This is a genomic window from Aquirufa sp. ROCK-SH2, from assembly GCF_054558315.1.
In genome coordinates, this window is record NZ_JBPXKB010000003.1 from 483772 (window position 1) to 505770 (window position 21999).

Annotated in this window: 18 protein-coding genes and 1 tRNA gene; 15 read left to right on the plus strand and 4 right to left on the minus strand. The window is 36.0% G+C overall.

Going from position 1 to position 21999, the window contains the following annotated elements; translation table 11 throughout:
- Nucleotides 1–132 precede the first annotated feature (132 nt).
- The 8 genes from gyrB (at nucleotide 133) to V7S79_RS09250 (ending at nucleotide 10096) form a co-directional block, all read left to right on the plus strand.
- The gene (gene gyrB / locus V7S79_RS09215; protein WP_459490293.1) at nucleotides 133–2100 is read left to right on the plus strand and encodes a DNA topoisomerase (ATP-hydrolyzing) subunit B; all 1968 of its coding nucleotides are present in this window, start codon (nucleotides 133–135) and stop codon (nucleotides 2098–2100) included.
- 3 nt (nucleotides 2101–2103) lie between these two features.
- Nucleotides 2104–2322 carry a hypothetical protein gene (locus V7S79_RS09220; RefSeq protein WP_459490294.1) on the plus strand — a complete coding sequence of 73 codons (219 nt, stop codon included), beginning with the start codon at nucleotides 2104–2106 and terminating at the stop codon, nucleotides 2320–2322.
- A 3-nt stretch (nucleotides 2323–2325) separates the two neighbouring features.
- Entirely contained in the window at nucleotides 2326–4611 is a 2286-nt protein-coding gene (gene ppk1 / locus V7S79_RS09225) for a polyphosphate kinase 1 (RefSeq protein WP_459490295.1), read from the plus strand.
- An 18-nt stretch (nucleotides 4612–4629) separates the two neighbouring features.
- Nucleotides 4630–5868, plus strand: coding sequence for a NupC/NupG family nucleoside CNT transporter (locus V7S79_RS09230; RefSeq protein WP_459490296.1), 1239 nt, complete (start codon nucleotides 4630–4632; stop codon nucleotides 5866–5868).
- A 1-nt stretch (nucleotide 5869) separates the two neighbouring features.
- On the plus strand, nucleotides 5870–7843 hold the full coding sequence (gene dnaG, locus V7S79_RS09235; protein ID WP_459490297.1) for a DNA primase: 1974 nt from the start codon (nucleotides 5870–5872) through the stop codon (nucleotides 7841–7843).
- Between the two features lie 19 nt (nucleotides 7844–7862).
- Nucleotides 7863–8381: a hypothetical protein gene (locus tag V7S79_RS09240; RefSeq protein WP_459490298.1), complete on the plus strand. Its 519-nt coding sequence runs from the start codon at nucleotides 7863–7865 to the stop codon at nucleotides 8379–8381.
- 77 nt (nucleotides 8382–8458) lie between these two features.
- A complete protein-coding gene (locus V7S79_RS09245) occupies nucleotides 8459–9559 on the plus strand; it encodes a hypothetical protein (protein ID WP_459490299.1) in 1101 nt (366 codons plus the stop codon).
- A gap of 117 nt (nucleotides 9560–9676) precedes the next feature.
- Nucleotides 9677–10096, plus strand: a complete 420-nt coding sequence (locus V7S79_RS09250) for a hypothetical protein (protein WP_459490300.1) — start codon at nucleotides 9677–9679, stop codon at nucleotides 10094–10096.
- Between the two features lie 110 nt (nucleotides 10097–10206).
- Here the strand turns inward: V7S79_RS09250 and V7S79_RS09255 are convergent, their stop codons facing one another.
- The 3 genes from V7S79_RS09255 to V7S79_RS09265 are packed head-to-tail and all read right to left on the minus strand — an operon-like array spanning nucleotide 10207 to nucleotide 13570.
- Complete coding sequence (locus tag V7S79_RS09255; protein ID WP_459490301.1) at nucleotides 10207–11259, minus strand: sugar phosphate isomerase/epimerase family protein; 1053 nt, start codon at nucleotides 11257–11259, stop codon at nucleotides 10207–10209.
- 11 nt (nucleotides 11260–11270) lie between these two features.
- Complete coding sequence (locus tag V7S79_RS09260; protein ID WP_459490302.1) at nucleotides 11271–12416, minus strand: Gfo/Idh/MocA family protein; 1146 nt, start codon at nucleotides 12414–12416, stop codon at nucleotides 11271–11273.
- 14 nt (nucleotides 12417–12430) lie between these two features.
- Nucleotides 12431–13570, minus strand: a complete 1140-nt coding sequence (locus tag V7S79_RS09265; RefSeq protein ID WP_459490417.1) for a Gfo/Idh/MocA family protein — start codon at nucleotides 13568–13570, stop codon at nucleotides 12431–12433.
- Nucleotides 13571–13841: 271 nt separating this feature from the next.
- Between V7S79_RS09265 and V7S79_RS09270 the strand changes: the two genes are divergently transcribed.
- A complete protein-coding gene (locus tag V7S79_RS09270; protein ID WP_459490303.1) occupies nucleotides 13842–15044 on the plus strand; it encodes an MFS transporter in 1203 nt (400 codons plus the stop codon).
- A gap of 48 nt (nucleotides 15045–15092) precedes the next feature.
- Nucleotides 15093–15671 (plus strand): peptidylprolyl isomerase, encoded by a 579-nt coding sequence (locus V7S79_RS09275; protein WP_459490304.1) that lies wholly within the window; start codon nucleotides 15093–15095, stop codon nucleotides 15669–15671.
- A 65-nt stretch (nucleotides 15672–15736) separates the two neighbouring features.
- Here the strand turns inward: V7S79_RS09275 and V7S79_RS09280 are convergent, their stop codons facing one another.
- Nucleotides 15737–17413, minus strand: a complete 1677-nt coding sequence (locus tag V7S79_RS09280) for a sodium:solute symporter family protein (protein WP_459490305.1) — start codon at nucleotides 17411–17413, stop codon at nucleotides 15737–15739.
- Nucleotides 17414–17664: 251 nt separating this feature from the next.
- Here V7S79_RS09280 and V7S79_RS09285 point away from each other — a divergent pair.
- The 5 genes from V7S79_RS09285 to V7S79_RS09305 all read left to right on the plus strand — a co-directional run bounded on the left by V7S79_RS09285 (nucleotide 17665) and on the right by V7S79_RS09305 (nucleotide 21996).
- Nucleotides 17665–17746 (plus strand) — tRNA-Leu (locus V7S79_RS09285).
- Between the two features lie 73 nt (nucleotides 17747–17819).
- Nucleotides 17820–19160, plus strand: a complete 1341-nt coding sequence (locus V7S79_RS09290; protein ID WP_459490306.1) for a trigger factor — start codon at nucleotides 17820–17822, stop codon at nucleotides 19158–19160.
- A 144-nt stretch (nucleotides 19161–19304) separates the two neighbouring features.
- Entirely contained in the window at nucleotides 19305–20012 is a 708-nt protein-coding gene (locus V7S79_RS09295; protein ID WP_459490307.1) for a ClpP family protease, read from the plus strand.
- A 6-nt stretch (nucleotides 20013–20018) separates the two neighbouring features.
- On the plus strand, nucleotides 20019–21269 hold the full coding sequence (gene clpX, locus V7S79_RS09300; protein ID WP_459490308.1) for an ATP-dependent Clp protease ATP-binding subunit ClpX: 1251 nt from the start codon (nucleotides 20019–20021) through the stop codon (nucleotides 21267–21269).
- Nucleotides 21270–21279: 10 nt separating this feature from the next.
- Nucleotides 21280–21996, plus strand: a complete 717-nt coding sequence (locus V7S79_RS09305) for an alpha/beta fold hydrolase (protein WP_459490309.1) — start codon at nucleotides 21280–21282, stop codon at nucleotides 21994–21996.
- Nucleotides 21997–21999: the final 3 nt, after the last annotated feature.

Below are 21999 nucleotides of genomic sequence, written 5' to 3' on the forward strand. Positions count from 1 at the left end.
GTATTTTTCCTTGGAAATATTTTAGTTTTTCAAGGAAAAAAATCGTATTTTTAAGATTGAGTTTTAAAAATATAAAATGCTATTGCATGGGTATAGTCAATAGTATTTCCAATTAACAATTTATACAAAATTATGTCAGAAGCACAAGATTCAGCAGCTCAAGATCGGGCAAATTACGGTGCAGATAATATTCAAGTATTAGAAGGTTTAGAGGCGGTTCGTAAACGTCCTTCCATGTACATCGGTGATACCGGTATCAAAGGTTTACATCATTTAATTTGGGAGGTAGTTGATAACTCGATAGATGAAGCATTGGCTGGCCATTGTGATAAAATCAAAGTGACTATCAATACCGATAATTCTATTTTGGTAGAAGATAATGGTCGTGGTATTCCTACAGGAATGCATACCAAAGAAAAGCGTTCTGCTTTAGAGGTTGTAATGACTGTATTACACGCTGGGGGTAAATTTGATAAAGATACTTACAAGGTTTCTGGAGGTTTGCACGGTGTGGGTGTGTCATGTGTGAATGCCTTGTCGACCGATTTGAAAGTGACAGTGCGTAGGGAAGGTAAAATTTTCCAACAAGAATATAAAATAGGTGTACCGCAATATCCAGTTAAAGAAATTGGAGTAGCAGATACAACTGGAACTTCTGTTTTATTCAAACCAGATGATTCGATTTTTACAGTAACTGAATATAAATATGAAACTGTTGCTGGTCGTTTAAGGGAATTATCTTTCTTGAATGCAGGTATTCGTGTTGTTTTAACCGATTTACGTGATTTAGATGAGAACGGTGAGCCAAAATCGGAGGAGTTTTTCTCAGAAGGTGGTTTGAGAGAATTTGTTACGTATTTGGATGCCACTCGTGAAGCATTAATTGCAGAGCCTATTTACATGGAAGGCGATAAGAATGGGGTTCCTGTTCAAGTGGCTATGATGTACAATACTTCATATTCTGAAAATGTGGTTTCTTATGTCAATAATATCAATACGATAGAAGGAGGTACTCACGTTGCGGGTTTTAGAGGTGCATTGACGCGTACGCTTAAAAATTATGCAGACAAGTCGGGTGCTTTAGAAAAATTAAAAATTGACATCGCAGGAGACGATTTCCGTGAAGGTTTAACGGCTGTTATTTCGGTGAAAGTTGCTGAGCCTCAATTTGAAGGTCAAACGAAAACGAAATTAGGAAACGGAGAAGTATCTGGAGCTGTTTCTGCAGCCATGTCAGATATGTTGGAGGCTTGGTTAGAAGAGCATCCAAAAGAGGCACGTCAGATTGTAGCCAAAGTGATTCTTGCCGCTCAAGCTCGTCACGCAGCTCGTAAGGCTCGTGAGATGGTTCAAAGAAAAACGGTTTTAGGTTCTAATTCATTGCCAGGTAAACTTGCCGATTGTTCAGATTCTGATCCGAATGTTTGTGAATTATATCTTGTCGAGGGAGACTCGGCGGGTGGTACTGCCAAGCAAGGAAGAAATAGAGCTTTTCAAGCAATTTTGCCATTGAGAGGTAAGATTTTGAATGTGGAGAAAGCGCAAGAATATCGTATTTACGAAAACGAAGAGATTAAAAATATGATCACTGCTTTGGGTGTTTCATTCGGAAAGGATGGAGACGAAAGAGCCTTGAACATTGATAAATTAAGATACCATAAAATCATAATCATGACCGATGCGGACGTTGACGGTAGTCACATTCGTACCTTGATTTTAACTTTCTTCTTCCGTTATATGAGAGAGTTAGTGGATAATGGTTATATCTACATTGCTCAACCTCCACTTTATCAAGTGAAGAAAGGTCAAGCAGTTCGTTATGTATGGACTGAACAACAAAGAGATGAAGCAATTCGTGAATTGGCAGGTGCTGGTAAAGAAGAAAGCGTAGGTATTCAACGTTATAAGGGTTTGGGAGAAATGAACGCAGAGCAATTGTGGGAAACAACCATGAATCCAGAATCAAGAACCTTAAAACAAGTGACAGTCGATTCTGCGATAGAAGCTGATTTATTGTTCTCTATGTTGATGGGTGATGAAGTTGCTCCACGTAGAGACTTTATTGAAAAGAATGCTAAATACGCAAAAGTAGACGTTTAGAGGATGGATTTTGATTTCAAATCGTATCATGTAAGAGCTATTAACGCTGCTACAGAATCAGATAAATTAGCAATTAATCAAGAATTGAAAGATTACTATGCTTCTTTGTCTATTGAAGATCAACGTTTATTTAATATTGAATTACAAAAGTATTTGATGCATGAAATTGGGCGATTAGGCTCCGATTACGAAGCAATAAAAGACCAACAATTTAATGCTTAATTTATGAGTCATTTGAATGAAAATTTAGAAGATTTAGGCAAAAAAGATTCCCAAAAAGGGAATCTTTTGTCTTTCTTACGTCCTAAAAATTGGAAAATAAATTTAATGGCTCCTCGGGAACAGGGAAAAAAAATAGATAAATCGATGCAGAAATCGCAAGATGTCATCGCTAAGTCTAAATTTATTTCACGTGACCTATCCTGGTTGAAGTTTGATGAAAGAGTGTTGGATCAGGCTAGGGATACTTCCAAAAACTTGTTTGATCGATTGAAGTTTTTAGCTATTACGGCTTCAAATTTGGATGAATTTTTTACGATTCGTGTGGGTTCATTGTATAATTACATTGACTTTGGAAAAGAGCGTACAGATTATTCTGGGCTCACATTGATGCCATTTAAGCATACTTTAATCGCCGAAGCGCAAGAATTTAGTAAAGAAAAACACCGCTTGTTTCGTGAAGAAATATTGCCTTTGTTTCCTGAAAATGGATTAAGTTTAGCGAATTTAGATAGCTTAAATTCAGAGGAAATGTTAGAAGTGGAAACTTATTTCCATCGAACAATTTACCCAATGTTGACGCCGATGGTTTTTGACCATACGCATACATTTCCAAGTTTATTAGCTAAAACATTGATTTTTGGGGTCGTTACAATTGGGCATTCAGATAAGAAAAATCCCAAAAATAAATCTCATAAAGACCATAAAATATCATTCGTTCAAATTCCATTGAATTTGGCGAGGTTTTATATCATCGAAAGGGAAGATCAAGTTTTGTTTGTACCTATTGAAGAAATAATTCGTCACCATTTACAGGTATTATACCGCAATGTGGAAATAGAATCTTCCTCTTTGTTTAGAATTACTCGAAATGGCGATTTCGATGTGGTTGAGCATGAAGATGCGGAAACGGACTTTGTAGATGAAATCAAGAAAAAAATCAAAGATCGCCGATTAGGTCGTGTAACGCGGGTTGAAGTAGAAGAAAATCATTCCGAATATTTGTTAGAAGAAATGTTGAAGCGTTGGTCTTTAGAAAAGTCCGACATTTTTGTGAAATCTTCTATTTTAGATTTTACGGCATTTTGGCAAATTTTAAAGCATTCTGAATTTAAAGCTAAATTACCGAGTCAACATGCGGTTGTTCCTCCATTGGGATTAAAGTCCATCAAAATTGATGATATTTTTGATACGATTCGTCGTGGAGATATTTTACTGCACCATCCTTACAATAATTTTGAACCGGTTATTCAGTTATTGGAACAAGCAGCGGATGATCCGAATGTATTGGCTATAAAAATCACTTTATACCGTATTTCTAAGCATTCACGAATTAGTAATGCTTTATTAAGAGCGGCGGAACAAGGTAAACACGTTTCGGTTCTTTTCGAGGTAAAAGCCCGATTTGATGAAGAAAATAACATCAGAGAAGCGACCAAATTGCAAAAGGCAGGTTGTTTCGTTATTTATGGTATTCCAGGATTAAAAACACACACGAAATTATTGCAAGTAATTCGAAATGAAGGCTCGCATGTAATGAGTTATGCTCACTTGTCATCGGGTAATTACAATGAAGATACAGCTAAATTGTACACAGATATCGGATTGTTGACGACCGATTCTCGAATTACCCAAGATATTTCTGAGTTCTTCAATGTAATTACAGGTCATTCAATGCCGACGCATTATGAGCATTTAATTACGGCACCTAGAGATATGCGTAATCGTTTGGTAGAGATGATTGAGCAAGAAGTGAAGAATTTAAAAGAGGGTTTACCTGCAGGTATTTGTTGGAAAATAAATTCTTTGCAAGATAAAAAGGTGATTGAAGCCTTATATGATGCCTCTGAAGAAGGTTTGCCAGTACTATTGATCATTCGAGGAGTTTGCTGCTTAAAACCTCAGAGAAAAGGACTTTCTGAAAATATATTTATTAAATCTATTGTAGGAAATTATTTAGAACATACCCGTTTATATTATTTCCACAATGCAGGTGTTCCCAAGGTTTATGGTGGCTCTGCCGATGTAATGGTACGTAGTTTTGACCGCCGAATTGAATCTTTGTTTGAATTAGTAAATCCAAGAGCTAGAAATTTAGCTACGACTATTTTGGAATGGAATTTGAGAGATACGGTCAATTCTTATGAAATGCAAGAAGACGGAACTTATTGGAAAGTTTTAAGTGAGCAGCCATTTAACATTCATGAAGAATTTTACCATCTAAATGAAACGGATTTAGTAGAAGAAATTAACTTTGCACAATATACACACAATCTAGAAACTAAAAATTAACCTACACCAATACTTAATATGGAAAGATTTACAGGCCTTTTAGGGATTATACTAATTCTCGGCGTTTCTTTTTTAATGTCCAATAACCGAAAGGCAATCAATTACAGAACAGTTGGCGTTGGCTTATTGCTTCAGATTTTTTTAGCCGTTTTTATTTTAAAAACAGAAGTGGGTCAAGCAACGTTTCAATGGTTAGGGGATTCAATCAATACTTTATTAGGACAGGCGGATAAAGGGGCGATATTTGTGTTTGGTTCTTTAGTAGATAGAGGTTTAATGGCCAAGGCTTTTGGACCAGGAAATGAATATATTTTCTTTTTCAAAGTCGTTCCGACCATCATTTTTGTCGCAGTTTTGGTCAATATGTTTTACCATTTAGGTGTATTACAAAGGGTTGTAGCTGTCTTAGGAAAAGGGGTACATTGGTTAATGGGAGTAAGTGGGGCGGAGGCTCTTTCCAACGTGGCTTCTACTTTTGTCGGTCAAGTGGAGGCTCAAATTATGATTAAGCCTTATTTGAAAAATATGACTAATTCAGAATTGATGGCTTCTATGACAGGTAGTTTTGCTTGTATTGCAGGTGGAGTTATGGCTGTTTATATTTCTCTGGGTGTGCCAGCAGCTTATTTACTGGCTGCAAGTTTGATGGCAGCTCCAGGAGCATTAGTTATTTCAAAAATTATGTTTCCTGAAACGGTGAAATCAGAATCGCATGGTGAAGTGAAATTAGAAATTCAAAAATCCCATGCTAATTTAGTAGATGCCATTGCAGCTGGAGCTAGTGAAGGCTTAAAAGTGGGTTTGAATGTTATTGCCATGTTAATTGGATTTATTGCATTAATCGCATTGGTGGATTTAGGTTTGGGACATATTGGTAATTTAATCGGAATGCCAACGTTATCGATGAATTTAATCTTAGGAAAAGTATTTTCTGTTTTTGCTTTCGCAATGGGAGTGCCAGCAGTAGATGTAGAAGTAGCAGGTGCCTTAATGGGTAAGAAAATGGTAGTGAATGAATTTGTGGCATACTTGGATATGGTAAAACTTAAACAAACGCTTGATCCTAAAACTGTAGCAATTACAAGTTTTGCCTTGTGTGGTTTTGCTAATTTTAGTTCTGTTGCTATACAAATTGGTGGAATTGGTGAATTAGCCCCTTCAAGAAGAAGCGATTTAGCAAAATTAGGTTTCAAGGCCTTGATTGCTGGAACTTTAGCTAGTTATTTATCAGCTACTTTAGCAGGTTTATTATTATAAGATGAGAATTGATCCCGAAACCGTCGAACGAATCAAGCAAACGGCTGCTGTGGCTGATGTCATAGGGGATTATGTAACTATTAAGAAAAAGGGAGCGAACTATTGGGCTTGCTGCCCTTTTCATGGAGAGAAAACTCCTTCTTTCTCTATTTCCCCAAGCAAAGGGATTTACAAATGTTTTGGTTGTGGTAAAGCGGGTGATTCTGTTCGATTTATCATGGACATTGAGGGCCTTGGCTATGGAGAAGCCCTTCGCCATTTGGCAAAAAAATATGGCATAGAAATTCAAGAAGAAGAAATGACGGACGATCAGATGAATCGTCAAAATGAGCGTGAAAGCTTATTTATCATTTTGGAATATGCCAAAGAGTTTTTTAAAAATCAATTACATGCAACGGATGAAGGTAAATCCATCGCATTGCCCTACTTTAAAGAAAGAGGTTTTTCTGATGCAACCATACAAACCTTTGATTTAGGATATAGCCCTGAGTCTTGGGATTTGTTTGTTAAAACTGCCTTGAAACAAGGTTATTCTCAGGAAATCATTGAAAAAGCAGGTTTAGTCACGCAGAGAAATGAGGAAGGTAAAGTATATGATCGATTTAGAAATCGAGTTATTTTTCCCATTCATAATGTTTCAGGGAAGGTCATTGCTTTTGGTGCAAGAATATTAAAAAGTGATGCGAGTAAGTCCTCACAAGCTAAATACCTGAATTCTCCAGAAACGGAGGTTTATCATAAATCATCCATACTTTATGGAATTGCGCAAGCCAAAAATGAAATCCGAAATCTGGATGTTTGTTATTTGGTAGAGGGATATACTGATGTGATATCTTTGCATCAAGCAGGTATAAAAAACGTTGTGGCTTCTTCAGGTACTTCATTGACCACTGATCAAATCAAATTAATTGCCCGTTTTACCAAGCATGTTACTGTACTTTATGATGGTGATAATGCAGGAATAAAGGCTGCCCTGCGTGGAATGGATTTGATTTTGGAAGAAGGATTGCAAGTGAATTTAGTTGTCTTTCCTGAAGGAAATGATCCAGATAGTTTTGTTCGTAAAATTGGTAGTGAAGCTTTTTTAGATTACATCAAAAAAGAAGCAAAGGATGTTATTTCTTTCCAAGCCAATTTGTTTATGAAAGAGGCGGGGGATGATCCATTCAAGAAATCAGAATTGATCAAAGAAATGGTTCAAAGCATTTCAAAAATTCCAGATGCCATTCAGCGAAGTCTATTTATCCAAAAAACAGCTTCTTTGATGCGTTTGGAGGAAGATGTGCTGATAGCTGAATTAAACAAGATTCATCTCAAAGGTTTAAAACAGAAATCTTCTTCCCAACAAGGAGATGCCAATAAACAACTTTCCGCTCAGGAATACCAAGAACTTCAAGGACTTTTTGAACCAACCGATCATGAAAGTCCACCACAAGTTCAAAATTTGGCTTTCTATCAGGAATCCGAATGTATTCGTTTAATTATGAATTTTGGGCATTTGGAGATTAATTCCGAAGCGGCACCGGGATTGACCTTGACACAATATATGATTGACGAGTTGGAGGATACTGACTTTCAATTACCGATTTATCAACAAATACTGACCATTTGTCGAGAAGAAATTCGTCAAAATAAACAGGTAAATCCAGAATATTTCTTGCACCACCCAGAGGAAGAAATTCAAAAAATTGCGATTGATTTTGCTTCAGAGAAACATAATTTGTCTGATTTATGGAAGGATAAACATGAAATACGGGTCAGTAGAGAAGACGAAATGTTGGAAGATTTGGCTTACAAAAATGTTTTGAGATTACGTAAAGTCTATAATGATCAAAAACTCCAAGACGTATTAAATTTATTGGATAAAGCCGATGGAGCATCAGATTCCATCAATGAATTGCTTTTGGAATTTATCCAATTGAAAGAAATTCAAAAAAATATTTCCCAAGAATTAGGAACAGTTATTGAAAAATAGTCTATTTTTGGAAAATTTTATGAAAAAAGCCCTATCCCTTTTATTGATTTGTGTGCTGCTTTATCAAGCAGGTGGATTCGCTTTGAAATATATTTTAGATAATCAATTTGATTCCATTCAATTAGAAGAGTCTGAAACTGTCCTTGTTAAAATACCGCTTGCATTACCGTATCATACCGATTGGGAAGCGCCCAAAGAGGTAAAAGGTGAAGTAAGAAGTGGGGATGAGTTTTATCAAATGACCGAACAAAGGTTAAAAAATGATACTTTATATACCACGATGGTTGCTGATCGAAGTGCTCGAGAGAATTTTTTCGATTTAGCTAATCAGGTTAAAGAGCATTTGACTGACCAACCCGAAAACGGTTCTCCTAAATCCAAGTTGATTAATACTTTGGTGAAAGAATATTGTGATAATTCTCATGGATGGGTATTTTATATCATCGAATGGCCCATCGAAAAGGATAAATTCAATCATTCCATTCTATCTACCTCAGATTTTCAATCTGATTCATTTCTGCCGCCTCGGCAAGCTTAATTTTCTGATAAATCGGTTTCAAGGGATTATTATGCCTTGAGAAATCTGGTATTTTATTCAAAAAAAATTAAGCAAAAATGAAAAATATTTTATTGTTGGCACTACTATGCGTAGGTGTCTCTTCTATTACTTTTGGTCAAGGTTGTGTGGCAGTTAGACACATGAGTTGTTCCGTAGGAACTGGTACAAATACAAATGCAATGATGCACCCAGGTGCATGGCAAGTTGCTTTAGGTTTCCGTAGTTTACATTCGTACAAGCATTTTGTAGGAGCAGACTATCAACCACAACGTGAAGCGGCAAATAATAATGTCATTAACGATTCTCAATCGTTAGATTTAGGACTTACATATTCATTCACAGATCGTTTTTCGTTGGTAGCCAATTTGCCCATTAACTTTAACTTGAGGTCTTCCATGTACGAGCATTATGGAAATGCTTTGGCAGGAAATCCCGATCAAAAAAGATTCTCAACCCTAGCAAATGGTATCGGCGATTTACGTTTAACGGCATATTATTGGATGCTTGATCCTTTGAAACATGCCAAAGGAAATTTTAGTGTTGGATTAGGTATAAAATTACCAACGGGTAATAGTAATGCCATGGATGTCGTACATAGAAGAAAAGCCGATGGCACTGATTATACTGTGGAAAAAGCGGTAGATCAATCAATTCAATTAGGCGATGGAGGAGTTGGTATTAATTTGGAAATTCAAGGTTATCAACAATTATTCACAAGGACTTCCATTTACTACAATGCCTTTTATTTGTCTAATCCACGGAATACGAATTCAACCTTACAAAATGCACCAGATAAACCGGTAACAGACTTAATGGTTCAATATCATTCGGTAGCGGATCAATATGCGGGTAGGGTAGGATTCAATTATGTTGTCTCTGCCAAAGCAGGAATCGGAGCCACATTAGGTGCTAGAATTGAAGGGATTCCAGCTTATGATTTAATCGGAGGAAGTGATGGATTTCGTCGCCCGGGCTTTATTTTTTCTATTGAGCCTGGCCTAAGTTATACCTATCATAATACCATGCTTTTTGTTTCATTGCCTTTGGCTACACAAAGAAATCGAATTAAAAGTGCGAATGATTGGGCAAATAATAAGCATGGAGATGCTGCGTTTGCAGATTATTTATTATCCGCAACCATTTCTCAACGCTTTTAAATCTAGCATTTATTAGGAAAAATGATGATTTAAATCATTTTAACTTATTCGTTTTTCTTACAATTTTACACTGTTCGTCTAAAAATGGACGAACGGTGTTTTAAACCCCATGTCATTATGGAATTAGTTAGCAAACAATTACTCAGCAAACTAACGATTGCATCTTGGATGAATCGTTCAATGATTGCCATCGTTTATATATGGTTTGGCTTATTAAAGGTGTATAGTGTATCACCCGCTGAAGGCTTGGTGACAAAATTGTTCAATTTGACATTGGAGCCATTTATGTCAATTCATTCCTTCTTACTGATTCTAGGACTAGGTGAATGTTTGATTGGAATCTTATGGTTATTTCCTCGGTTAACCAAATTAGTTTTTTGGATTATGTTAGGTCACATGTTTACGACCTTTTTACCTGTATTTTTTCTGCCCAACGAAACTTGGCAATCTTTTATGACATTAACTTTAACAGGCCAATATATTGTTAAGAATGTTGTGTTATTTTCAGCAGCTTGGTTTATTTATGTTTTCGATTAAATTAGATAGAAGGTGGCTTCGAGAACCTCAGCCACCTTTTACCTCTTACCTCTTACCTCTTACCTCTTACCTCTTACCTCTTACCTCTTACCTCTTACCTCTTACCTCCTTTACAGTCCCAAAATCTTCTTATTGAATTCTTCATCTGCTCCAGTACCAGCAAAATCGTCAAATACTTTTTCGGTAGCTTTAATGATATGACTTGCAATAAAAGGAGCACCTTCCGTAGCACCTTGAACAGGATCTTTGATACAGCATTCCCATTCTAAAACGGCCCAACCTTCGTATCCGTATTGAGTTAATTTAGAGAAAATACTTTTGAAGTCCACTTGTCCATCTCCCAAAGAACGGAAACGTCCTGCGCGATTGATCCAAGATTGATATCCTCCATAAACACCTTGTTTTCCTGTTGGATTAAATTCAGCATCTTTTACATGGAACATTTTTATGCGCTCATGATAAAAATCGATGTATTGTTTATAATCCATTGCTTGCAAAACAAAATGCGAAGGGTCATACAATAGATTTGCTCTTTTATGTCCTTTTACTTCATCTAAGAACATCTCAAAAGTTACACCATCATGTAAATCTTCTCCTGGATGAATTTCATAGCATAAATCAACGCCACATTCATCAAATGTATTTAAAATAGGCATCCAGCGTCTTCCTAATTCCGCAAAACCTTGCTCAACTAATCCAGCAGGTCTTTGTGGCCATGGGTAAACAGTGTGCCACATTAATGATCCAGAAAATGTAGCATGCGCATTCAATCCTAAATTTTGAGATGCTTTAGCAGCATATTTTAATTGTTGAATCGCCCATTCTGTTCTTGCTTTCGGATTTCCTTTGACAGCATCTGGTGCAAAGGCGTCAAATCCTAGGTCGTAAGCTGGGTTTACCGCTACTAATTGTCCTTGTAAATGTGTCGAAAGTTCAGTGATTTGTAAGCCTTTTGATGCTAACATCCCTTTGATTTCATCACAATAGGTTTTCGATTCTGCAGCTTTTTGTAAATCGATGCATCTAGCATCCCAAGAGGGAAACTGAACCCCTTTATATCCCAAAGAAGCAACCCAAGTAGAAATATTATCTAAATTATTAAATGGCGCTTCATCGCCCATGAACTGTGCTAAAAATATAGCTGGTCCTTTAATTGTTTGCATAGTTGATTCAATTATATTTTAACCCAAGCTTGCTTGCGTGTACTTTCTAAAATTTTCTCACAAATTAATAATTCTCTATATCCATCTGCAAAAGTTGGGAAACTTGGCTTTTCAGGTTGTTTTCCTTGCTCAATAGCCGCATAAACCTCTTTGAATAATTGCTTAGATGTGTCTGAGAATCCTTCATTGTGTCCACCTGGGAATGTCATGATATCTCTTGCTTCTGCATAGGCCAAAGATGGATCTCTCATCAAAACTTGATTTGCTTTGTCTCTATTACCAATCCATAACTCGTTGGGTGCCTCTGAGTTAAATGCAAATGTTTGGTTAGAACCAGAAATTTCTAATTTCAATTGGTTTTTACGCCCCGCTGAAACTTGTGAAACGGTTACAGAACCTCTATTCCCATTGTCAAAACGCAATAAAACGTTCGCGTGATCTTCCGTGTTGATAGCAACATCGGCATAATCTTCAGGTTGTAACATTTTGCCAGAATAGGTTTCAATCGGCTTTAATGGCTTTTTACGAATAGGGTGGACCGTATTAAAGTCGGCCATCACTTCTACTGTTTTTAATCCTGTAATGTATTCGATGATATCTAAAAGGTGTGAACCAATGTCTGCAATGGCTCTTGAATCACCCGATTTATCTGGTTCTAATCGCCAGTTGTAATCTGTATTATAGAATAACCAATCTTGTAAATAACTTCCAATGACTGAAAATATTTGACCCAAATCTCCTTTTTCACGCATGGTTTTCATTTGACGAACCAATGGATAATAGCGTAGATTGAAGTGAACTGCATTAACTAAACCTGATTTAGCAGCTAATTCAACTAATTCAGCAGCTTCATGCAAGTCTTTTGCTAAAGGTTTTTCACAAACAACGTGTTTCCCTGCTAATAAAGCAGCTTTTGATTGTGAAAAGTGCAAGAAATTGGGTGTACAAATGTGTACACTTTGAATATCATCTTGTTTCAATAATTCTTCAAAGGTGTACCAACGGCCAATGCCTAATTGCTTTGCTTTTGCTTCAGCTAATTCAACTGTTACTTCACAAAGTGCAGCAACTTCCACATTGGGCAATCTTCTCAAGGCCTCAATGTGAGCAGGTCCGATGAAACCTGTACCAACAATTCCAACTTTAATTTTAGTCATGATTATTTTTAATATTAAATTTCAAATTTTGTCCACTTATTTTGATTGTCTTTGGAAGAACGAACAACATTTTCAATGAATGCCATTCCATTGATTCCTTCCTCAATACCTGGGAAATCATAAATCGGGTTTTGTGCTTTTCCTTCCCATCTTGCTCTTACTGCTAAAGCAAAATTGCGATATATATTAGCGAAAGTTTCTACATATCCTTCTGGGTGCCCCGCTGGCTGACGCGTATGAGCTTGTGTTTGTGGAGATAAATTTCCAACTCCCGTACGGATAGTTCTACTGCCACCATCTCTCGATTTAATGACCATGGTATTAGGATCCATTTGATGCCAAACTAATCCTGCCTTTGATCCATAAATACGGAAATTGAAATCATTTTCTTCTCCATTGCAAATTTGACTGCAATGCAAAACGCCTCTTGCTCCGTTATTATAGTGGATCAAAATATTTCCATCGTCATCCAATTGTCTTCCTTCTACGAAAATGGTTAAATCAGCACATAATTCATCAATATGTAATCCTGTAATGTATTCAATGATATTTTCTGCATGTGTTCCGATATCACCAATAGCTCCTGCAGCGCCACATCTTTCAGGGTCTGTTCGCCAAGCGGCTTGTTTTTGACCAGTTGCTTCAACCAAATCAATTAACCAACCTTGGGGATATTCTACAATGATTTTACGAATTTCTCCTAATTCCCCTGTGTCTACCAAATGTTTGGCTTCTTTGATAAGAGGGTAGGCAGTATAGTTGTGCGTTAATGCGAAGATTAAACCTGATTTTTCGATTACTTTTTTTAATTCTTTCGCTTCAGCCAAATTCAAGGTAGCGGGTTTATCACAAACTACATGGAATCCGTTTTCTAAGGCAAATTTTGCAGCTGGAAAGTGAATGTGATTCGGGGTTACGATAGAAACAAAATCCATGCGCTCTCCTTCAGGTAATTCCTTTTCCTTTAAAATCATCTCTTCATAATTGGCATATACTCGATTCGAGTCCAAATAAAGAGATTCTCCCGTCAATTTTGATTTTTCTGGGCTAGAGCTAAATGCGCCACAAACTAATTCGATTTCCCCATCTAACTGAGCTCCTCTGCGATGAACTGCCCCGATAAAGGCTTCTAAACTTCCGCCAATCATTCCCATTTTTAATTTTCGGCTTTGGCGACTTTTTGAAAGAGTGGAAGTACCTCCTTGAATCATATTTAATAAGATTTAGTATTTACACAAAAATAGGGCATATTTTGATTAATATGGACAATGTTTCGGTGTGTTTTTTAAATATTTTTGAAAATAATTTCAATTTAATATTAATAATTAAAAATCTTTTTGTTTTTTTGACAAGATTTTTTTAATAAATTATTTAAATTTTTCAAGAAAAGTATTTTTCTAAACCTTTATAATAAATTAAATTCTTATGAACCAATCAGTTAATGCCAACCGTCTATTTTTAGCGAGTTGTTTTGCGCTTATTACGACTGCTTTTTCTTTTAGTATTAGAGCAGGTATTTTACCACAATTAGGTACTGAATTGAATTTAGACAATGTTCAATTGGGTCACATCAATCAAATGTGGTTTTTAGGTTTCCCGATTTCAATGATTTTAGGGGGAGTTTTCTACACTTCAATTGGACCTAAATTAATCATGCAAATTGCGTTAGTAGCTCATGCATTGGGTATTTTACTAACTATTTATGCCGTTGATTACAACACTTTATTGATTTCAACCTTATTCATTGGTTTGGGTAATGGTTGTACAGAAGCTGCTTGTAATCCTATGATTGCAGATGCTTATTCTGGAAATGAAATGAGTAGTAAATTGAATCGTTTCCACATGTGGTTCCCTGGTGGAATTGTTGTTGGATCTTTGATTTCTAAGTTCATGACTGATAATGCTATGTCATGGCAAGCACAAATTTGGGTGATTTTAATCCCAACAGTTATCTACGCTTACCTATTCTTTGGTCAAGCATTTCCTAAACCGAAAGTGGCAGATAATTCAACAATGGGTAATTTTAAAGCAATGTTGAATCCTTTATACTTATTCATGTTAGCTTGCATGGCTTTAACAGCTATTTCTGAATTTGGTCCTCAGCAATGGGTTGCTCCAATTTTATCAAAAGCAGGTGCTAGTCCTATGTTAATTTTAGCTTTAGTAACAGGTTTAATGGCTGTAGGTCGTTATTTCGCTGGACCACTTATTGCTAAAATTAATACCGTTGGAGTATTATTAGGATCAGCTATTTTTGCATTGGCAGGTTTGTATTTGATGAGCACTATGTCAGGTTCTACTTTGTATTTTGCTGCATTTATTTATGCTTTGGGTATTTGTTATTTCTGGCCAAATATGTTAGGTTTTGTAGCTGAAAATTTACCTGAAACAGGAGCTTTGGGATTATCTATCATGGGTGGTCTTGGAATGTTTTCTTCTTCGATGTTCCAACCAATCATTGGTGGATGGATCGATGATAATAAGGCTGTAGCTGTAGCAAGCGGTCTTGCAGGTGATGCAGCTGATTTAGCGGCGGGTCAGGCAACATTGAGTAATATCATGATTTTCCCAGGTATCTTAATAGTTGTTTTTGCAATTCTTTATTTTACAAGAAAAAAAGTAGCTTAATCTAAGCTTAATTTTATTTAAATTTGGGGGCTTTTGCCCCCATTTTTTATGTCCAAAATTCTACCATTATTATTCGTATTTGTATTGATTGCGTGTAAACCCAATTGGAAATTGGATCCCAATAAGGTAAAAGAACAATTGCTTTTAGTACAAAATGAGCATCCAGAAAATAAAGTAGTTATTGAAACTCGGCTGGGTGATGTTCACATTGAGCTTGACAATAGGACACCATTGCATCGAATTAATTTTATTCGATTGGTTAAGATGGGATATTTTAAGGATCGCTATTTTTACCGAAATATTTATGATTCTGGAATGCAAGGGGGAGGAGAGTATTTCGATCGCTTAGATTATCTTGTTCCTGCTGAATACATTGATGATTTAAAGCCTGTTCGTGGAACTATTGCCATGGCTAGGTACGATGAAGGTAATCCGGAAAAAGCGTCGTCACCAACAGAATTTTTTATCGTTACAAATACAGAAGAAGCAAAGGCCTATTATAAAAATTATGTTGTTTTTGGTAAGATCACCAAAGGTCTAGAAGTAGTAGATGCCATTAAAAAATTACGTTCCTTCGATGAAAAACCTGTTGTGCCAGTTCGGTTTACGATTTCTATTGAAAAGTAGTAAAAGAGAGAAGAGAGGAAAGAGAAGTGAGAAAACTTGGTGGCTGAGGTTCTCGAAGCCACATCTTACCTCTTACCTACTACCTCCATCATTTTTGCCAACGCAACAACCAACAAACAACCTAATACGTTTAACCAAAGAAAAGCCATTAAGTCGATTTTCCAAGCATAAATGACAATTATTTCAGCGATGATGGCGGCCCAAAAGACGTGTGTTCCTTTGGTTTTTGGTAAATAAAAAGCACATAAAAATACACCTAAAATCGTGCCATAGAACCAAGAGCCTAAGATGTTAACCACTTCTATTAAACTGCCCATATTCACAGCAAATTGTGCTACAAACAAGCAGAATATTCCCCAAATCAGTGTGATTATTTTAGACGTCCACCAATAATGTTGATTACTTTCATTGGGAACTAAAAATCGTTGATAAATGTCAACCATGGTTGTGGAAGTTAAGGAGCCAAAAGCAGAGGCCATAGAACCCATGGAAGAAAGTAAAATCATCGCGATTAAAAATCCTACCAATCCTACTGGTAAAAAATCTGTGATAAAACGTAAGAAAATGTAATTCGTATCTTGTGTTTCTACTTTAGGATTTTCTTTCATCAAGATTTCTTTTGCTTCTTTGATGATTTGATTTTGAGACTCATTTAATCGATTTACCGATTCTTTTTTTTGTTCTATCTCTGAATCCTTCCCACTTTTTAGTGCGGTTATTAATGCTAATTCTTCCTTTTTTTTCTGTTCAAAAATAGTTGATTTTTGATTTTCTAGATCAGTATAAGATGAATTTTCTTTCCAAACTTTTTCTGTGTTTTTGTTGAAAAACATCGGCGGTTCTTCAAATTGATAAAACACGAAAACTAAAATTCCTACCAGCAAAATGAAAAATTGCATGGGGATTTTTAAAAAACCATTTAACAACAATCCTTTTTTGCTTTCTGTAGCGGATTGGCCAGTTAAGTATCTTCCAACTTGACTTTGATCTGTTCCGAAATATGATAATTGTAAAAAGAATCCACCAATAATTCCGGACCAAATATTGTACCGATCGTTTAGGTCGAATTTCCAATTGATTAAATTGATTTTGTTCAATTTTCCAGCAATATGTAGAGATTCATTCATTCCAATTTCTTTGGGCAAGTTCCATACAATGAAAACTCCTGCCAAGACCATTCCTGCCAATACAACAGACATTTGGAGCATTTGGGTATAGGAAATTGCTTTGGATCCACCTAAGATGCAATATCCCGTAACAACAATGGCAGTGATGGTGTTTGTCCAGGTAAGATCCCAACCTAACAAAGTTGATAATATAATAGAAGGGGCTGCAATGGTGACACCCGTGGAAAGAGCTCTGGGTATTAAAAATAATAAACTAGTCAGTATTCTTGTTTTTGCATCAAATCGCTCTTCCAAAAATTGATAGGCTGTATAAACCTTGAGTTGATAATATTGCGGAATGAAAGTGATGGACAAAATAATCATCGCTAATGGTAATCCAAGGTAGAATTGAACAAATCGCATACCATCCGTGTAAGCTTGTCCTGGAGCAGATAAAAAAGTAATCGCTGAGGCCTGTGTGGCCATGACAGATAATAAAATATGATACCAAGGCATTTGTCTATCCGCTAGTAAAAATCCTTGCAAAGAATGTTTCGATTGTTTTCCTTTCCAACTTCCGTAGGCAACAATTCCACCAATGGTAAGCATTAATACGAGCCAATCTAAGTGTTGCATCTTATTGGTAAATTTGACTGAAAAGAAGGAAAAACAAGATAATAGCAATCAGAAACGCTAATAGTGTGGCGTACCATTTTTTCCAGTTAGGTCTTATTTCTGACATAGTTTATTTGATTGCTCACAAAAATAGATACTTTGTACTTTATATTTTTGGATTTGCGACGAAACTTTCAATATTCATGATTTAATTTTCGATTCATCTTTGGAATAATAAAAATTGCTAATTACCTTTGCCCCTCCAATTATAAGCGGGCGTGGTGGAATTGGTAGACATACCAGACTTAGGATCTGGCGCCGCGAGGCATGGGGGTTCGAGTCCCTCCGCCCGTACACCCATCGGCAAGCCCTCAACACCGAAAGGTTTTGGGGGCTTTTTTTAATAGAAATTTTTAAACATTTCCTTATGAATATTTCACTCAACAAAACAAATGATTTAGAAGGTCGTTTGACGGTTGTAGTTTCTGGTCCAGATTACCAAGAAAAAGTTGACAAAAAATTAAAAGATTACCGTAAAAAAGCTAGTATTAAAGGATTTAGACCTGGAATGGTTCCTATGCCTTTGGTAAAGAAATTATATGGTCAATCTACTTTAGTAGATGAAATTAATCATTTGCTAGGTCACGAAGTAAGTGATTATATCAAAGAAAATAAGTTGAACTTGGTAGGCGAGCCTTTACCTGCTGTAGACGAAGCTGATTCCATCGATTGGGAAAAAGATACTGAATTTACTTTTCATTATGATTTAGGTTTTCACGGAGATTTTACTGTTGATTTGTCTAAAATCAAAACAATTACCTCTTACGAAATCAAAGCGGATAAGAAAGAAATCGATGAGACCATCGAAAATTTGAAAAAGCAATTTGGTGAGCAAACTCATCCTGAGTCGGTAGAAGATCGTGATTTGGTATTTGGAACTTTTACACAAGGAGATTGGGTAGAAAAGTCAGCTATTCCGATGCATGCTATCGTAGAGAAATCTAAAAAGATTTTCATTGGCGCGAAAGTAGGTGATACATTGAAATTCGCGATTGATAAGGTATTTGTTGATGCAAAGTCTTTGGCTTTGGCAACAGGTAAGAAAGAGGAGGAAGTAGCAGATTTGTCAGGTGAAGTTTCATACGTAGTGGAAGACATTACACGTTCAGTACCTTCGGAACTAAATGTAGCATTTTTTGATAAAGTGTTAGGTCCTGGAAAAGCAACTGACGAAGCATCTTTCAAAGAGCAAGTAACAGAAATCATTCAGTCGAATTACAAGAGAGAAGCAGAATATTTGTTGAAAATAGATGCTGAAAAAGCACTTTTGGAGCAAATTAAAATTGATTTACCAGAGAATTTCTTGAAAACTTGGTTGATTCGTATTAACGAAGGAAAATTTACTCCAGATCAAATTGAGGCTGACTTTGATAACGTAAAGAAAGATATCCGTTGGAATTTGATTAAAAACCAAATTGCAGAAAAATTTGATGTTAAAGTAGATTATGCTGAGGTAGTAGAAAAAGCAAAAGACATGGTTCGTCAACAATTTGGAGGTTATTTATCTGCTGATCAACCGGGAATTGATGAGATGATTGAGAAAATTGCCATGGGTTATTTGAGCGATAAATCGAAATCAGACAACTTTATGAATTTATATAACCAAGCATTTGCAGACAAAGTTTCTACAGTGTTAGTTGAAAATGTACCTCATAAAGTGAGTAAAATTGATGTAGATAAATTCAAAGAAATTGCAGCTGCGCTGTAAAATTTTTGTCACATATAATTTCAGATATACCCCGTTTTTGCGGGGTTTTCTGTGAACTAAGCTTTCGTGTTTTGTGTTAGAGCCTTCATTGGAATAAATATATCCGAAACTTATTTTAAATTTGAATCTTAAACTTTACATACTATGTATCCAAAGGAATTATCAGGAGAAGAATTTCGTAAATATGCTGTTCACCACAGAGGCCTAAATGGCTTAGCGGTGGATCAATACATGAATCATATAGGTGATCGTCCATTACATCAAATTGAAGATATGACTCAATACATCATTGAGGAAAGACCTATGCGTTTTGCTCAAATTGATGTTTTCTCTCGTTTGATTATGGATCGTATCATTTTTATGGGTGTACCTGTAGATGATTATATGGCCAATATCATCGTTGCTCAATTATTATTTATGGAGTCAACGGATGCAAAAAAAGATATTGTTATGTATATCAATAGCCCAGGTGGTTCTGTATATGCAGGTTTGGGTATTTATGACACGATGAATTATATCCGTCCAGATGTGGCAACTGTTTGTACTTCATTAGCCGCTTCAATGGGGGCTGTGCTTTTAGCTGGTGGTGCTGCAGGAAAACGTTCTGCTTTGGAGCATGCTCGCGTAATGATTCACCAACCTTCTGGTGGAGCGCAAGGCCAAAGTCGTGATATTGAAATTACTGCTCGTGAAATCGTGAAAATTCGTCATGAATTATATGAAATTTTAGCGAAGCATTCTGGAAAATCTTTTGAAGAGATAGAAAGAGATAGTGACCGTGATTATTGGATGAAAGCTGCTGAGGCGAAAGAATACGGTCTAATTGATGAAATTTTAACGCGTACTGTTTAAGTAATAATGGCAAGTTCCAAAAAAAATAATAATTGTTCCTTTTGTGGTCGTTCTAAAAATGAAGTTGGCATTCTTTTGTCTGGAATTGATGGACAAATTTGCGAATCATGTTTAGAACAAGGTTATAAAGTAGTTCAAGAAGAATTAGGTTTTAAATCTTCCAAAACTAAAACCAGCAAAAAGAATTTTGAATTAGTTAAACCCATCGATCTGAAAAAACATTTAGATGAATATGTCATCGGTCAAGATGAAGCTAAAAAGCATTTATCTGTGGCTGTTTATAATCATTATAAGCGTTTGATGCAGGTTCCTTCTAACGACGATGTTAAAATTGAAAAGTCTAACATCTTAATGGTGGGTGAAACGGGAACTGGTAAAACTTATTTAGCTCGTACTTTGGCACAAAAATTACAAGTGCCTTTTTGCATTGCAGATGCGACCGTAATTACGGAAGCTGGTTATGTGGGTGAAGATGTAGAAACCATTTTGACTCGACTACTTCAGGCAGCAGATTATGATGTAGAAAAAGCAGAAAATGGTATTGTTTTCATTGATGAGATAGATAAAATAGCGCGTAAATCAGATAATCCTTCCATTACACGAGATGTGTCGGGTGAAGGTGTTCAACAAGCTTTATTGAAATTATTGGAAGGCTCTATTGTCAATGTACCGCCTCAAGGTGGAAGAAAGCATCCAGACCAAAAAATGATCGCAGTCAATACGGAAAATATTTTATTTATCTGTGGTGGTGCATTTGATGGAATTGGGCGCCATATTGCAAAACGTTTAAACTCTAGACCCATTGGTTTCTCTGGAGATGACACATTTCATGAATCGTTTGAACAAGATCAAATCATGAAATATGTTACTGCCCAAGATTTAAAATCATTTGGTTTAATTCCTGAATTATTAGGTCGTTTGCCTGTGATAACCTATTTGAATCCATTGGATAGTTCAACATTATTATCCATTTTAACCAAGCCAAAAAATGCTTTGGTAAAACAATATGAAAAGCTTTTTGAGATGGAAAATGTTAAATTGACCTTTTCAGAAGATGCTTTGGCTTACATTGTGGAAAAAGCGATGGAATATAAGTTAGGAGCAAGAGGCTTACGTTCTATTTTAGAAGCGATCATGACGGATGCGATGTTTGAAATTCCTTCTCAAGAAAATTTAGCTGCTTTTGATGTTAGTCTTTCTTATGCCAAAGAAAAGTTTGAGAAAACCGTTTTTCATCAATTAAAAGGAGTCGCTTAAAATAGTTTATATGGGCTCTCCATCAATTATTTTTTTACATGGATTTGGAGAAGATCATCGAATGTGGGATGATTTTCTTCCCCATTTTGAATGGAAGAGCTCTTATTTTTGTCCCGATTTTGCCCATTGGACAGATTGTAAACATTTGTCAGATTATGCACATAAATTGATGAATTCTTTACCTGCAGAATCAACTTTTAATATAGTAGGGCATTCAATGGGTGGGTATATTGCACTTGAATTAGCAAAATTATACCCGGACCGTATTTTGAAAGTAGTGATGTTAAATTCTACCGCCTTTCCTGATTCAGATGAAAAGAAGCTGAATCGAGATAAAACGGCCACATTTATTCAGAATGTGGGTGTAGAAAAATTCATCGGACCCTTTGTTCCCAATTTATTTTCAAGCGAATTTTCCGAAAAAAATCCAACTGTTATTCAAACGCTCATTCAGCGTTATCAAACTTTATCTGCTGAGGGCTTAATTGCTGCTACCATAGCAATGAAAAATCGAATGGATGGTCGGGAATTATTAAAAGCAACCTCTATCCCTTTTTTATTCATACATGGAGCTTTGGATGGAATGATTTCTAAGGCAGATATACAAGAATGTATACAATTAAATTCTAACTTGCATCAAATGGTTGTTTTCTCTCAATCAGCACATCAATCTGCTTATGAAGAGTCAGAAAAATGCTTTGAGACCATTCATCATTTTTTTAATTAATCG